The organism is Paenibacillus sp. FSL K6-2859, assembly GCF_038008265.1.
Taxonomy (GTDB): Bacteria; Bacillota; Bacilli; order Paenibacillales; family Paenibacillaceae; genus Paenibacillus_AQ; species Paenibacillus_AQ nitricinens.
In genome coordinates, this window is sequence record NZ_JBBOYU010000001.1 from 2,283,615 (window position 1) to 2,301,264 (window position 17,650).

Consider the following 17,650-nt stretch of genomic DNA (forward strand, 5'->3'; position numbering starts at 1 on the left):
TTATGATGAAATTTAAAGCTCTCATTGTTGATGATGAACCATTAGCTAGATTAGCTCTTCGGGAGTATATATCCATTGCTTCGACCGATTTTGAGATTGCAGGGGAAGCAGGAGATGGTAAGGAGGCATTAAATATGCTGAAAATCCATCAGGATGTGGATCTAGTTCTGGCGGATATTCAAATGCCAAATATGAATGGAGTAGAACTACTCGAAGCACTGAATAACACTACTTTTTCGAATCAACCGTTAACCATCATGCTTAGCGCATACGGAGATTATTCTTTTGTAAGAGATTCCTTTGTGCTCGGTGCCTTTGATTACATTGTTAAAGCCAAGTTAGATGAAACTTATATTGCACCGGTACTGACTAAGACTGTGGATGAATTGAAGCGGCGGCAAAGCTCCTCAAAGTCAGCATCAAACTTAGAGGACGTAGAAGCCTCGATCTGTTCTGTTCTGCATCGACTGTGCCTATCGGATTCTTTAGAAGTGACAGACGATGATATAACGTCTTCGTTGGAGCTTGTTCGAAAGCATATGGGGGAAAAAAATCTGGAGGTTGCACTTCTTAGGCTATCAGATACCGTTCAATTTGAAGATTCACACCGTATGATCATGCAGACGATACGAACAGTAACGAATCGGAGTAGAAGTGAAGGGATCTGCAAAGTATGCAGATATGATGACAGGCATTACGTATTGTTCTTCTCTTTTCCAGAGCAATGCAGCATTATTGCCGTTCGTAGATTGACAGACATCATCTTGTCAGAAGTGAGCATGAGATTAAAGCAATTTATTAATTTGAAGCTGTCTATGGGCATCAGTGACATTGTAGATGGTCTTCACCAGTGGAACCGATTATTCCGCCAAGCGGAACGATTAGCAGGCTTGAGTTTCTACCAAGGGTACAATCGATTATATTATCCGGAAGCTGAAAGGCGTCCATCTATTAAGGAAAGTGACTGGAAAGAAGTATGGTATTTGGCTAGAACCGAAATGCTGAAGTCATTAAGTGATCCGGATTTAATGAAATGGCAGGAGGTCTATGAACACTGCTGTAACTTGTTGATTCAGCGATACCCTTGTTCACCTGAGCTTATTAAATCAGATGTAGTCGATATGACTTGGGAGGCAAGCGCATTAATTTATCAAAAAGGCGTTTCTTGGGAAAAGCTTCATGATAAGCTGCCATATCCCATCACGGATCATATTTATAAGCAGGAAACCTGGGAGACTACGGTGCATTGGTGCCGACTGTTCTTGGAACATCTGCATCAAAAGCTGCATCCGAAAGACCAACCTAAGGAATGCTTTCTCAGCCCTGTTGTTGCTAAAACGAAAGAGCTATTAGAGAAAAACTTTAACGAAGATGTCCATTTGTCAAATATTAGTCAGATCGTCGGTGTAAGCGAGAGCTATTTAAGCAAACAATTCTCCAAAGAAATAGGTGTTAATTTCATTCAATTTCTGACGAATCTGCGAATCGAAAAGGCTAAAAAGGCGCTGGAGAGCGGAATGAAAATATATGAGGTTTCTGAGCAAGTAGGATACGTGAATCCGGAACATTTCAGTCGTATTTTTAAAAAAATCACAGGAATTAGCCCCTTAGCTTATCGCAGAGAGAAAGAATAACAAAAATAATCATTTTTGAACAAAATAAATCATGTGTATCCGGTTTCAAAATCCATATGATAGGGGGGAGTTAAAATTCACGGGTGAAGGGATGTTCTTATGAGACGCAAACGATTCACGTTCGCACTAATCTGTACGTTATGTTCTTCCATGTGGTTAAGTACAGTCCATGCTGAAAAAGTCTCTGACTTCGAGATGCAGACATCAGCTACTGAATCTGCTAATTCTACGTTCACCGTTACATTAAAGGGTAAAGATATTCAAGACTTATACGCATATGAAGCTAAATTTAATTTTGACCCGAAAGTGCTTGAGATTGTAAAAGCAGAAACGAAGATCAAAGGCTTTTCTGTATCTCCAATCGTTAAAAACAATGAAATTACGATTGCCCATACCAAAATTGGAAATGTGAATGGTGATAAGGGTAATTTGGACATTGCCACGATTACCTTTAAAGCTAAAAGGGCTGGTACAACTGCAGTAAAATGGACCGCATTAAAAGTTCTTGATCGTAATTTGAAAGATCAGGAATTCACCCCGAATCAATCCTCAACCTTTACCAAGATTTTCAGCGACATTGTCTCACATTGGGCGAAGCAAGATATCATGGAAATGGTCACTAAAGGAATTGTTGAAGGCATGGATGCCGACAGCTTTGCTCCGAATAATAACATCACTCGTGCACAATTTGCAGCTCTTATAGCTAGAGCATTAGATCTTACAGAAGGTTCTGGAAGTAATCCGTTTACGGATGTGAAATCAGGGGTTTGGTACGAAGATACGGTAAAGAAAGCTTATGCGGCCGGAATTATTAGTGGTTTGTCCAAGACGAAATTTGCTCCGGAAAAAAGCATTACTCGTGAAGAAATGACAACGATGCTGATGCGAGCGAAAGCTTATGCTTCCGGCGTAAAGGTCGAAAGTATGGTCTCAGATTCCACTACTACATTTAAAGATGATAGTAAAATAAGCCCGTGGGCTAAAGCGTCGGTGGGGTTTGCCTTGAAATCTGGATTAATGAAAGGTAGGACTCAGACTACATTTGCACCAAAAGAATCTGCTACAAGAGCGGAATCAGCCGCAGTTATCAAGCGATTGTTAAATTCCAAGTAATACAAAAAAACATATAATGACGCACCTTCTTATGGAAGGAGGGCTCATTATGGCCTTTCGATGTTAAAAACATACAATTAAAGGAAATATGTGAATTTATAATGTTCATTCTACTTATATTTAAGTGAAAAGAGGTCGTAGAGATGAGAAAACGTTACAAAGCGTTTAGCTTACTATTGACGTTGTTGCTAGGGGTACAGATTGGCTTGCCATCGGCAGCCGTATTTGCAGCTCAAGAATCGGATGTGTATTTCAGAGATTATAATGATGGCAACATCAGCGGATGGACTCCAGCTAAGGGGACAACTACTTTTTCGGCGGATCAAGGTGCTGTTAAGGCGGTGACAACAGGGGTTGTTATTATAGCAGACCAAGATTCACCTCAGGTAGCTAACGCTGAATATGAGGTGAAGTTAAAGTTTAGCCAGCCTGCCACTCGATTTGGACTGGTCTACCGATTCGTCGATAGCAATAACTACAATGTTATCCAATATGATGCGGGTACTTGGGGCTGGGATGCAATGAAAGGAGGGACGGAATCGTATGGAAATATTACGGCTCCTAGTTTTACTTTTGCTGCGGACCAACAGTATACCCTCAAATTGCGATATGAGAAGGATAGCGTAAGTTTATCAATCGATGGTAACAACGTGCTTACGACGAGTCTTCCCTCTTTATCGACAAGTGCAGGAAAGATTGGACTTCGCAGCTGGTTTAATAACAAGACCCTATGGATTGACGATGTGAAGGTAACTCCAATTGTATCCACGGATCCAGTACCAAGGCCGATTACGATTACAGAAACTTTAAGCTCGGATACGATGAAGGTCGAAATCGATAAAGAATTCCCACGGGTTAAACAATACACATGGTTAGACAGCGGCGCGGAAATGTATGGACAGTTAAATGGATTTAATGAAATAAAAATCAACGAGAAGTCTTATTTCGTTGTCGCTTCTGATTTTAGTAAAAAAGCAGCAGATGCCACACATGGTGAGATTGCAGCCTACACAATTCAGATTCCAGAAATTAAAGTGAACCTCAAAGTTGAAATGGAGGTTCAGGATAACATTCTTCAGTTCAAAGTGGCCAGCATCGAAGAGAATGGTACCGAAAAAGTGAAGACCATTGGCTTCCCGAATCATGACCTTGTTTCTGTCATTGGAACTCAGCCTACAGCGCAGGAAACGGCCGTTCGCATAACTGGTGGCTGGAACATTGTACAGGACGAATTTAACAACATTAAGACGCAAGTAGCAGACGTTAGTGGGAGCCGTACCTATGCATTCGTTAACTCCGACGTCTTAGCTGCGAGTGTAATTACGAATGTAGTAAACGGCTATGATAAGGTGCGTATTAAGGTAGGCGATGATACGGCGCTCCATACGAAAAAAGCAACAATATCGGGAGGATCATGGGTTTATCGTGGAAGTGCAGTGCTCGATCCGGAACCTCTGCCTTGGGCTAAAGTTGTACTGACACCAGATGCGAATGGAGACAACGTTGTGGACTGGCAAGATGGGGCCATTGTATATCGTCAGAATACGGATGCTCCAACCGGCAGTGAAATGATAAGGGACAATATCTCTTATATCAGCATGAATATCGGATCTACTACAACTTCACCGTTCTTGCGTGCTTTTGATAATGCGAAGAAGATATCTAATCTCACGGATGGCTTTGGACAGCTGATTCTATTCAAAGGATATCAAGCGGAAGGTCATGATGACTCTCACCCGGATTACGGCGGTCATATCGGTATTCGTCAGGGTGGAGAGAAGGATTTTAATTATATTTTGAGTGAAGGAAAGAAATACAATATCCGCGGCGGTGTACACATTAACGCAACAGAATACGCGCTGGATGCTTTCGGCACCAAAATGGAAAATATGAATCAGCCTTTGAGTAAAGGCTGGGGCTGGCTGGATCAAACATTCTATGTTAACAAAACCAAAGATGTGGAATCCGGTGAATTAAAAAGACGTCTGGATATGCTGAAAAGCGACACAGGCGACAACCTTTCCTTTGTATATGTGGATGTATATGACGGTGCCGATTATAATGCGAAGAAACTCGCAGATTATATCAACGGTAACGGCTGGATGCTCGGTACAGAATTTGCAGGACCTCTGTTTGAGCAGGCCTCTTGGGTTCACTGGGGAACAGATCCGGGGTACCCGAACCAAGGTGACGATAGTAAAGTTACCCGTTTCCTGCGGAATCAATCGCTGGATGGCTTCTTAACAACCCCTTTACTGAAAGGGAATAAGCAGGTAGGCGTGGGTTACTGGCAAAACAGTGCTCCATTCTACAGCTACCAATCAACAAGTGCGGCATTCTTCAATCACAATCTACCAACAAAATATATGCAGCATTTCCCGATTATCAAGATGACCGATAACCGCATTGACTTTGCAGAGAAGGTTGTAGTTGAACGTAAGCAGGACGGTAAGATCCATTTAAGTAAGGATGGACGTGAAATCGCTATCATGACAGATAGCAGCAACATTAGTGACAGTACGGTCTTTATTCCATGGAGTCCTGAGACAGAGGATAAAATCTATCACTGGAATCCAGCAGGTGGCCAAACGACTTGGAGTCTTCCAGAATCATGGAGTAACGTAACGACGGCACAGTTATATAAGCTGACAGATTTGGGACGTGAGCATGTTGGCAGTGTAGAAGTAACTGGAGGTAAGGTCACACTTACAGCGCAGCCGGGGATTGGTTATGCCCTGTATAAGACAACAGCTGCTGAAGAGCCGGAAATGGTATGGGGCGAAGGGAGTTCGGTTAAAGATCCGGGCTTTGACAGCCAAACGTTCGGAAACTGGAAGAAATCTTCCACAGCTGCAAGTGATGATCACATTAAATTTGTGAAGAACAGTAACGCCGATGACCAGCTTCAAGTGAAGGGTCCTGGTGATGCAGTAATTCAGCAGGAGATGACCGGACTTACACCGGGCAAGACGTATTCTGCATCAGTATGGGTGAAAGTAGATGGAAAACGCACTGTGGAAATCGCTGTGAAGCAAGGGGCTGACAAGGTTGTCAATACACTGGATAACACGGAGCATGGCTTTTTAGCCCAGCAGCATAAATATGTGAGCACGAATTTCCAGCGGATTAAGGTTACCTTTGATGCGGTAAGTGAGACCGCCAATCTCTATTTAAATGTAGAAGATGGAAGTTCGACTGTAACCTTTGACGATGTGAGAGTATGGGAGAATCCAACCAAAACTGACGCAGGTAATTCTATATTGTTCGAGGATTTCGAGAACGTTGATGAGGGCTGGGGTCCCTTCGTTTATTCTAAAATAGGTCCAGTTCGTACGCATTTAGTTGAAAAAGGCGACAATCAGATCATGACTTATGTTCTGGATGGTAATTGGTCGCTTAAAACGAATGAAGATGCAACAGGTGAATGGCTACGTACATTGCCTCACACGCTCCGAATGAAGGAGGATAACCGCTACCATCTGACGATGGACTACAATTCAGATGAGACGGATATGTACACAGTGGCTGTTCGAGTGAAGGAGAATGGGGTAGTTCGTGATCTGGTTAGTGAGAATTTGAAAGAAGGACGCGACACGCTGGATCTATCTTTTACAACCGAAGGGGTGAAAGATGCCTATCTGGCTATTATCAAAAACAAGCTGAATAGTCAGAAGGAGTTAACCGGTACGCTGGTGGTCGATAACATTCGCGTCGATGATGAGGGTGCGATCATTCCGGAGGAAGGTGTACTTGTTTCGACTATTACATTAACGCCAAATAAGATGGATCTGAACAAAGGAGAGTCTAGTTCCGTTAGCGCTCTGGTTAAACCAGCAAATGCGCATGACCGGACACTGCTCTGGACTTCTGACCACCCGGAAATTGTATCCGTGGATCAGGCCGGAAAAGTTACTGCACTTCAAGCCGGTACGGCGGTCATTACTGCTACCGCAAAAGATGGAAGTAAAAAAAGTGCAACCTCGACGATTAATGTGTATATGCCTAACACGCAAATTCCACAATCACAAATGACTGCAACGGCAAGTAGCTTCCAGCCTGGAGGTGAAGCGAGTCTTGCACTCGATGGAGATATGTCTACAATCTGGCATACGAAATGGACCCCGGCACACTTACCGGAATCCATTACTTTGGACCTTGGAGGCAAATATAACATTAATCAATTCAATTATTCACCTAGAGTATCTGGAACCAATGGAACGATTACAAGCTATAGCCTGTACACGAGTGTTGACGGAACGAATTTCACAAAAATGGCAGAAGGATCATGGTCACTCGATCAGACCACAAAAATTGTTCGCTTTACAGCTGTAGAAGCAACACATTTGAGACTTGAGGCTATAGAAGGCGTGGGTACCTTCGCATCTGCTGCAGAACTCAATGTGTTCAAGACGGAGGATGAGGCAGAGGCAGTAAAAGTCACAGGCGTCGTTATGGATAAAGAACGGCTGGAGATTAAAGTAGGCAGCACGGGCGAATTGAACGCTGCGATAAAGCCTCTGAATGCTTCGAATAAAAAAGTGCTCTGGAGCAGCAGTGATGAAGCTGTAGCAACCGTTGAACAGCAAGACGATCATGCACTTGTTAGGGGATTGAAAGCAGGCGAAGCCGTAATTACGGCAACAACAATGGATGGGGGCTTCGCTGCAACCAGCCGGGTTATCGTATCTGAAACAGACGGCGAGTTAAAATCTTCCTCCACTTTGACAGCGCCAAGTCGAGTTCAGCCGGGAGAAGTGTTCAAAGTCCAATATGGACTACGGAATCTGTCTGATAAGATTTTTGCGCAGGACATCGCCCTAGAATATGCCGCGGATGTTATGGATTTCGTTGAGGCGCGTTCGTTAATTAGTGGGGTAAGCGTTATTGATTCAGTCAACAGCACTCCAGGTAAACTTCGCTTTATTGTAGCAAGTGAAGGTACGACCCATGGAGTTAGTAACAGTGCAGACGTCCTCGAATTAATCTTTAAAGCGAAGGAAGTTAGCCAAACGGTGAATGGGGCAATTGCTGTTAAGAGTGCAATTATTTCAGATGATCAGGGTAAAGAAATTTCGGCAGCGAACTCTTCCGTAAATATCGAGATTGGTAAGAAAGGAACGCAAGGAGACATCAACGGTGACGGTAAAATAACGATCGGGGATCTGGCAATGGTTGCAGCGCAGTATGGCAAGACTACAGCAAGCCCTGATTGGGAGAAAGCGAAGAAAGCAGATATGGACGGTGACGGCAAAGTCGGATTGGAAGATTTGGTTATTGTAGCTCGCAAAATTGTAGAGTAATCAAGATCATAGGCCAGGTACATGTGTGAGTAACTAAACATGATGTACCTGGTTTTTTTCAAAAGGGATGATTTGACTCGTAGGAGGATGAAGATGAAAAAATGGTTGTACGGCTTTACAGTTTTTTGTCTAGTGCTTTACTCTATTCCACTACAATTTGCAGCAGCGGCTGAAGCTGAGAACGCTAAACCAAAAGTGATACCAAGTTTACAAGAGTGGACTGGCGGTAGTGGTTCCTTCAAGATGACTGACAATTCCAGAATCGTAATCCCCACGAGTGAATGTTTATGTGAACTACCAGCTACCGCAGAGGTCTTTCAAGAGGATCTTAAAGAATTAACTGGATACGATTTACCAATTGTTCAAAATAAGCCTGCTTCTAAAGGGGACTTCCTGCTTAGGCTCGATAAGACAGCTGATGAATCGATTGGCAAGGAGGGCTACTACTTTGAAGTAGGAGATTATGTGGAAATACATGCAAACACCGAGACCGGTGTGTTCTATGCAACAAGAACGGCACTACAGATTTTGGAGCAAGATCCTGAGAAGACCAGCATTGTAAAAGGGGTAGCGAAGGATTTTCCTAAGTATGGAGAACGCGGTTTTATGCTTGATGTAGGACGCAAGTTTTTCACGTTAGACTTCCTGAAGGATTACGCTAAATTTATGTCCTATTACAAAATGAATGATTTCCAGCTTCATTTGAACGATAACGAAATTTTTAAGGATAACAGCCGGGAGCATTGGAACAAATATACGGCTTTTCGTTTAGAAAGTACCAAATACCCGGAATTAACGGCAAAGGATGGTTACTACACGAAACAGGATATGCGTGAATTGCAGGACATCGCCAAAATACGGGGACTTAACATCACACCGGAAATTGATACCCCCAGTCATGCTCTTTCATTTACAAAGGTTAGACCAGATCTGGTTAAGGATAATTTACCTGTCGACCATCTGGATATTACACGTCAGGAAACGGTCGATTTCATTAAGGATGTATGGGACGAATATTTAGATGGGGATTGGTTTGATTCGAAAACGGTTCATTTTGGAGGCGATGAATTCGCACCTAATGACCGGACTACTTTTGAGAAGTATCGCGAGTTTCTGAACACGATGAATGAACACATGAAGAGTAAGGGGAAGAAATCAAGAATGTGGGGCAGCTTGAGTGCATTCCCAGGTACAACGGTTGTTGATAAGGATATTGCTGTAAACGCCTGGAATAACGGATGGCAAGATCCAGTGGCATCGGTGAGAGATGGATTCAAAATTATTAATACGGTTGATTCCACGCTCTATATTGTACCGAAGGCTGGATATTACCATGATTATCTGGATTCACAATGGTTGTTTAATAACTGGGACCCTACGAACTTTGGTGGAAGCACGAAGCTGCAGGAGGGTGATCCGAACCTGCTCGGTGCGATGTTCGGGACTTGGAACGATATGATGGGCAAGAAAGTCAGTGAGGCGGATGTCCACGACCGTGTGAAGAAAGCGATGCCTGTCCTTGCGGAAAAAATGTGGAGAGGCCAGTCCACGGATAGCACATTCACCGAGTTCCAGCAGTTGTCAGTGAAGCTAGGCGAGGGTCCTGGAACGAATTTATTACATGAAGTGAATACGGTCGGTGATCTTGTTGTTCATTATCCATTTGAAGACGGCGCGCAGACGGTCTCTGATCAGTCCGGAAATTCTTATGATGCTACATTAGGAAATGGCGTTACTCGAGTGGCTGAAGGAAAGACAGGAAAAAGCGTGCGGTTTGCAGGGGCCACAGATCATATTCAAACACCGCTCTCAATAAAGGGCTTCCCTTGGACGGTCTCCACATGGGTTAAGCTTGATGATCAACAAGAAGCGGATGAGAAGATTCTGATGGAATCCGAATATGGTGCACTTAAGCTGAAGCAGAAAGGGACACCAAATGCCGGATTCACCCGAGAGGGCTATGATTACAGCTTTAACGCAGCGATTCCTGTTGGGCGGTGGGTTCATGTTGCCTTCAGAGGAGATCTAAATGGAACCTCCCTGTATATCGACGGGGATTTAAAAGGTTCTGTTGCTGTAACGAGCATGCTACCTGCGGCTATAATCGGCAGCTCATCCAAAGCATTCAATGGACGATTGGATGAATTTAAGATTTTTAATCGGGTGCTGTCCGGTAAAGAAATTGCGGAGGAAGCAGGATCACCCGCTTGGACCATCAATTTAGCTGCGCACAAAACAGCAGTAGCTTCTTCCGTCGAGGTACCTCAATTTCCGGCTAGTCTTGTAGTGGATGAGGTTGATACGGGTGCTTCACGCTGGTCCTCTAAATATACCGACAACGAGTGGATCTATATTGATTTAGGCCAAAGTACAGACATTAGCAAGGTTATTTTCAAGTGGGAAAGTGCTTATGCCAAAGGCTATAAAGTTCAAGTATCCGATAATGCGGAGAATTGGCGGGACGTTTATACGACTAACGCAGGCGTTGGCGGAGTAGAGATTGTCAAATTCCCAACTGAACAAGCGAGATATGTTCGAATGTTAGGTACGAAGCGAGCGGGAACCTACGGTTACTCCATGTATGAATTTGAAGTCTACGCTCCTAACCCAGATGATCCTGTAGAAGTTCCAGCGCCTGTGAGATATTCAGCAAGCTTTGAGAATAACTCGCTCGAAGGTTGGGAGCATGTCATCGGTAAAGGTGTTGGACGTATGGAGCTTGTGGAAGCACCTGATCAAGCAGGTGAGCATGCCGTTAAGTTCACCTCGAATAGTGTAAATAATCTGTTTATCGATCAGCAATCTCCGATCATTGGAGATGGTGAGCTCGAGTTTAAGATTACACCGCAGAGTGATGTTATCCGAACGGGTGTTATTTTACGCTATCTCAATAATGACGCTTGGGCTTCTATAGGCTTTGATCAAGGGGCTTGGTATTGGGTGAACGCTCAGGATTCCTATGGTTTATTAACCAATGCCCAGGACGCACAATTGAAAAAAGGTAAGACATCGACCGTAAAAGTGAAGTTTGAAGGGAAACATGTAACGCTGATTGTCAATGGAACGACCTATTTTGAGGCATCAATTGCGCAGATCCCAACAGATGCAGGGAAAATGGGAGCTAGAGTATTTGGTCCATCAGTTACCGTGTTTGATAATTTTATGTACAGCAATAACGTTCCTGAAGTTCCGGTAACCGGTATCAAGCTGGATAAAGCTGAGCTTTCGATGAAGATCGGAGAAACACAAACGTTAAGCGCGACACTTCAACCGGGAAATGCAACGAATAAACAGGTGACTTGGAGCAGCAGCGATGAAGCAACTGCGACTGTTCAAGTTCAAGGCGGGAAAGCTGTCATAACCGCGTTAAAGGCAGGAACCGCTGATATTACAGCAACTACTGTATCCGGCGGATATAAAGCGGTGAGCAAGATTACAGTGGTAAGGGAGGTTTTAGATGAAGCAGCAACAAGCTTAGCTGCTCTGCAAACCGTTCCTTATGGTCAGAATTTCGATATAACGTTAGGCCTACACAATGTTACAGAGGCGGTGTATGCCCAAGACATCACGATTGCATTCGATGCTTCACTAATGGATTATGTATCAGCTAATGCGTTGGTGGACGGCATGGGTATCCTTGAGACGATGAATACTGAAGGCATTGTGCGTCTGATTCTGGCTAGTCAAGGTCCAGGGAGTGCGATTAAAGGGAATGTTGAAGTAGCAAAGATTACCTTTAAGGCTAAGGATCTGACAGAACCCCAAACCGGACAGATTGCTGTAAAGCGTGCAACGCTTGGGGATAGCGAAGGACAGGAAATAAGCGCAGCCACTTCCTCGGTTCAGGTGAAGTTCACCACATCAACAGTGCCAGAGCTTTCTAAGGATTTGAATGGTGATGGCAAAGTCAGCATCGGCGATCTGGCTATTGTCGCCGCTAACTACGGTAAGACTTCAGCCGACCCAGATTGGGATAAGGCGAAACGGGCAGACATCAATAGTGACGGCAAGGTCGATCTGACGGACCTGGTGCTTATAGCTAAAGACATTGTTATTGAATAAAGGTTGTATTATCTCTCTTATTAAATGAAGTGGACGGTGAAAAATCATATGAAGCTAAAGCGGGCTATGCTGTGCTTATTATTCATATTCATGATTTCCACGAGCTTTACCGGACTTCAAGCGAATGCGGCTGACTCGGCAGATGATCCGGAATGGAATAACAATCCGGATGTCTTCCAGATCAACCGTGAACCCGCTCATGCTTCATTTATTCCATATGGTGACGCCGGCTCCGCACTGAAAGGCGCGGATATGATATCGGCTATGCTGGAGAACCCTTCGCCGTATTACCAATCCTTGAATGGACAATGGAAATTTAACATGGCGAAGAATCCAGCTTCCAGGCCGGTAGATTTTTACAAAGAAACTTATGACACAAGCGCATGGGAGGAAATAAAAGTTCCTGGGGATTGGCAGCTCCAGGGATACGATTTTCCGATTTATACGAACGTTACCTATCCTTTCTGGGGCAATGGCAATAGCACAAATGTTCAACCGCCATATGCTCCAACGGAATACAACCCGGTAGGTTCATATCAGCGGACATTTAAAGTGCCTGATCATTGGGACGACAGACAGGTATTCCTCTCCTTTCAGGGAGTGGAAAGTGCATTTTATGTCTGGGTAAATGGCCAAAAGGTCGGTTACAGCGAGGATAGCTTTACAGCCAAGGACTTTAACATTACCCCTTATTTGAAGGCAGGAGAGAATAAACTGTCGGTTGAGGTGTATCGTTGGTCAGACGGAAGTTGGCTTGAAGATCAGGATTTCCTTCGTCTTAGCGGTATCATTCGGGATGTGTTCATGTATAGCACTCCATCCGTTCAGATCAGAGATTTTACGGTAGTGACTGATTTGGATGCACAGTATAAAGACGCTTCTCTGAATGTAAAGGTAGATGTTCGTAATTTAATTAATGCAGTACCGGGTAGTCATACCGTTGAAGCAATGCTATACGATTCGAACGAACAACCTGTGTTTCAAGAGCCAATCACAATGGATGCCAAATTGAATGGAATGTCTGAGATGGAGGTTAGTGGATCGAAACAAGTGAAGAATCCGCTGAAATGGTCCGCCGAAGCTCCGAATCTATATACTCTTGTCTTCAGTCTAAAAGATTCAAGTGGACGTGTGATCGAAGCTGCTGGAACAAAAGTTGGGTTTAGAGAGTTTGAAATTGAGGTTGAGGAAGGCGGTAGCGGTAAGCAGCAGATGAAGCTGAATGGTAAGCCGATCTTGCTCAAAGGTGTGAATCGTCATGAAACAAGTCCAGACACGGGGCGGACGCTCGATCTGGATCTCATGATTAAAGACATCGAATTAATGAAACAGTTCAATGTGAATGCTGTGCGGACGTCCCATTACCCGAACCATCCGTTTTGGTATGATCTTGCTAACCGTTACGGCATTTATATTTTAAACGAAGTGAACCTTGAAACACATGGGGTCTGGAATTCAGTTCCGACGAATAGACCGGAATGGTTAGAGAATGTCAAGGATCGTTCTGCGAGTCTGGTAGAGCGCGATAAGAATCATCCATCCGTTCTGATCTGGTCACTTGGTAATGAATCTGGTTCGGGATCTAACTTTATCGCACAATCTGAATACATTCGCAGTCTGGATCCCACTCGGCCCATTCATTATGAGGGTTATAACGATCCGAGAGTTACCGATATGGTCAGCCAGATGTACTCTCCGGTTACGACGGTAGAGACGTATGCGAAAGGCAGTGATCCACGACCATACATTTTGTGTGAATATGCTCACGCAATGGGGAACAGCGTTGGAAATCTGCAAGAATACTGGGATCTTATACGCAAATATCCGAACTTGCAAGGTGGATATATTTGGGACTGGGTAGATCAAGCGGTTCGGGTAAGTACACCATCTGAGCGAACCTATCTAACTGATGCTACTCATTCTTACGAAGCGGATTATACCGGCGTGGTCGCCTCTAATGAGAGTGATGTAGTTGGTGTATTAAAACCTGGCAAAAGTGCTGCGCCTTCTGTGACACTACCTAATGACTCCAAGTTTAATCTTACAGGGCCGTTAACGTTGGAAGCATGGGTGAAGCCGCTTGCCAACATTGCGAATAGTCCGGTTGTGGCAAAAGGGGATACACAGTTTGCATTAAAAATGAACGGGAATAACAAGCTCGAATTTTTTGTTTACCGAAACGGTGTATGGACAGCTGCTACTGCGGATTTGCCCACGAATTGGCTGAACAATTGGCATCATGTGGCTGGCACGTATAACGGAACAGATCTGAAGCTTTTTGTAGACGGAAAAATTGTTGCTACAAGGGCATTTACAGGCAATATCGCAGCAAGCACCTATCCGCTTGCAATTGGTAAAGATACGGAAATGGGCAGGTCTTCTAACATGATGTTTGACAAGGTTCGTATCTACAACAGGGGACTAACCCTTGAAGAGCTGAATAATAATGGACGGACTGCGGATAGCAGCACGGTTCTCTGGATGGATTTTAATCCGGAGGATGCTAAATCAGAGACACTTGAATCGAAGCAGTATCTTGCCTACGGGGGAGACTTTGGAGATTCCCCTAATGACGGTAATTTCATGGCGAATGGTCTGATTACAGCTGACCGGGTTGTTCAGCCTGAGCTATGGGAAGTAAAGCAGGTGTATCAAGATATTTTGGTAAAGGCCATTGATTTGAGTGCTGGAACGATCGAGCTTAAAAATGAGTTCTTGTTCACAAATCTTAATGCGTACGAAGGAACCTGGGAAGTTAGAGCGGATAATCAGGTGATTGAACAGGGAGTTATCGATGCGTCATCCCTGAATGTACCGGGACTTTCCTCGAAACAGGTGACCCTTCCGTATAAGCTGCCTTCCTCTAAGCCTGGTGTGGAGTACTGGATGAATATTAGCTTTAAATTGAAGAAGGACACACTTTGGGCGAAAAAAGGGCATGAAATTGCTAAACAGCAGTTTAAACTTCCAGTGGATTCAGACCATTCATCGGCACTTGATCTTTCAACAATGTCAGATTTGAAAGTGGATGAGACTACGGAACGTGTAAGCGTATCTGCGGAAGATATGGAGATTGTATTTAATAAAACAACAGGCACGCTTGATTCATTCCGCTACGACGGGACTGAACTGATTAATAATGGACCTGTGCCGAATTTTTGGAGAGCCCCTATCGACAATGATAAAGGGAATGGCCATCCGGGCAGAACGGCAACATGGAAAAATGCAGGAAAGAATAGATCTGTCACCCGTGTTGAGGTATTCAAAATCGGAGAAAAGGCTGTGCGAATCGATGTTGAAGAAACACTCCCTACATCAACCGTATCTACGTATAAGACCTCTTATACAATTTTTGGGAATGGAGATATTAAGGTAGCCAGCGAACTGAAGCCGGGTGGTGCAAGCCTGCCTGAAATTCCTGAAGTCGGTAATCTCATGACGATTCCGGGACAATTTGAGCAGATGACATGGTACGGACGCGGTCCACAAGAGAATTATCAGGACAGTAATTCAGGTTCGGATGTTGGTCAATATAGCGGTAAAGTTAAAGATCAGTTTTTTCCTTATATTGAGCCTTCAGAAACAGGTAATAAAACGGATGTACGCTGGGTTGCATTGACCAATAACGATGGAGCAGGACTTATGGCCATTGGAAGTCCTACCATCGAAGCCAATGCTTTGCATCATACACCAGAGGACCTTGACGGTCCAAAGCATCCACATGAAGTGCCATATCGAGAAGATATTACACTTCGACTGAATTATAAGCAGATGGGACTCGGAGGAGACAACAGCTGGGGAGCTAAACCTCATGCTCCGTATATGCTTCTAGCTAATAAGACGTATAACTACAGCTATACGCTTAGACCTATTCCGTCTAACACAACCGATCTCATGAGCTTGAGTAAGGGGGTCTCCACAGTCCATCTTGTTGGGGGGATTAAAATAGACGGGAAAGCTTTAGCGGGATTTGATCCAGAGAAGACCAGTTATACCTACAATGTGCTTCGTGGCACAACGAAGGTGCCTGTAGTTACGGCTGATGCTGCAGGCGAAAGCGTTGTGATTGGTATCAAACCGGCTAAAGATCTAACCGGAACAACTGTAGTTACTGCAACCTCTGCCGACGGAAAGACTACTGAAACCTATGAAATTAAGTTTAATGTGGTGGATTACTACCTCAGCGATATGGATTGGAAAAGTGCAACGTCAGGATGGATGACTGTACAGAAGGATAAGAGCGTGGAAGGCCAGCCGATCCGCCTCATGGGATCCTCTGGAGTCGACACTTACGAAAAAGGTATGGGTACGCATGCGAACTCAGAAATCATTTACGATCTGAGCGGAAAACATTTCACAGCCTTCGAAACTATTGTCGGGGTTGACCAAGAAATCGGCAGCACGGCTGCTGGTAAGAACACGATCGTATTCCAGGTGTTTCTTGACGGGAAAAAAGCCTATGACAGTGGATTAATGAGAGCGGCTACACCAGCCAAAGAAGTTCGCTTAGACGTTAGTAAGGTCAAGGAATTAAAGCTTGTTGTCCTAGATAACGGTGACGGTAACGAGGAGGACCATGGTGACTGGGCGGACGCCAAGTTGATCAAAGAAGATGAAGCAGAACCAGAACCGGATTCTCATCTTACAGGCCCTGATGAAGTTACAGCTGGTAAGACCTTTGACTTGGTCTACAGCCTCGGCAATACACCACAGGAAGCATACGCCCAGGATTTGACCTTCACATATGATCCAGCCCAGCTCGAGTATATATCTGCCGAAAAAGCGGGTGAGAATACGATGATCGTTAATGAATTAACAACTTCGGGTCAAGTTCGTATCATTCTTGCGAACCCGAAGGGTAACGACGCTAAGGGAGACATGTTAAGACTTCGATTTAGTGCGAGTGCAGCAGAGAAAGAAGGAGCTGCGACGATTACACTTGCTAAATTGCAGATTGCAAATAGTCTCGGTGAAGAGAAAGAGCTGTCTGGCGGTTCACATCAAGTACTGATCAAGAAAGGCTCAACAGTTAATAAAGAAGCTCTTATTAGTCTTATTTCCAATGCGAAAAGTAAACTCGATGCGGCAGAAGAAGGTACCGAGGAAGGGCAATATCCGGTTGGTTCTAAGGCAGTGCTTCAAGATGTGATTCGTAAAGCTCAAGGCATAGCTGATAATACCGGTGCTGAACAATCCGAAGTAGATCAGTCGATCCTTGATCTGACTACTGCACTGAACACATTCTTGGAATCTGTCATTAAACCTTCTGGAGAGATCGGTGATCTTAATGGAGATGGTAAATTCTCTATCGGTGACTTGTCCATTGCAGCGGCTGCTTACGGAAAAACATCAGCTGATCCGGATTGGAACAAGTTCAAGAAATCTGATGTGAACAAGGACGGTAAGGTAGACATTAGTGATCTAGCATTTATCGCAAAGAAAATATTGCAGTAATAAACGAAGACCAATAGCAACATGAATCTAAGCGGCAAGACAAGGAATTCAAACTACAGTTGATGCTGTATCCTGTCTTGCCGCTTC

Annotated in this window: 5 protein-coding genes; all 5 read left to right on the top strand. The window is 44.2% G+C overall.

Translation table 11 applies throughout. The features are described from left to right. The first annotated feature begins 5 nt into the window (after positions 1–5). A complete protein-coding gene (locus tag MHB64_RS10040; RefSeq protein WP_341134324.1) occupies positions 6–1,634 on the top strand; it encodes a response regulator transcription factor in 1,629 nt (542 codons plus the stop codon). Positions 1,635–1,733: 99 nt separating this feature from the next. Further along, a complete protein-coding gene (locus MHB64_RS10045) occupies positions 1,734–2,747 on the top strand; it encodes an S-layer homology domain-containing protein (protein ID WP_094877003.1) in 1,014 nt (337 codons plus the stop codon). Between the two features lie 143 nt (positions 2,748–2,890). Then, on the top strand, positions 2,891–8,047 hold the full coding sequence (locus MHB64_RS10050) for an endo-alpha-N-acetylgalactosaminidase family protein (RefSeq protein ID WP_341134325.1): 5,157 nt from the start codon (positions 2,891–2,893) through the stop codon (positions 8,045–8,047). Between the two features lie 93 nt (positions 8,048–8,140). Further along, a complete protein-coding gene (locus MHB64_RS10055; RefSeq protein WP_341134326.1) occupies positions 8,141–12,109 on the top strand; it encodes a family 20 glycosylhydrolase in 3,969 nt (1,322 codons plus the stop codon). Between the two features lie 90 nt (positions 12,110–12,199). Then, positions 12,200–17,563 (top strand): glycoside hydrolase family 2 TIM barrel-domain containing protein, encoded by a 5,364-nt coding sequence (locus MHB64_RS10060; RefSeq protein WP_341134327.1) that lies wholly within the window; start codon positions 12,200–12,202, stop codon positions 17,561–17,563. Positions 17,564–17,650: the final 87 nt, after the last annotated feature.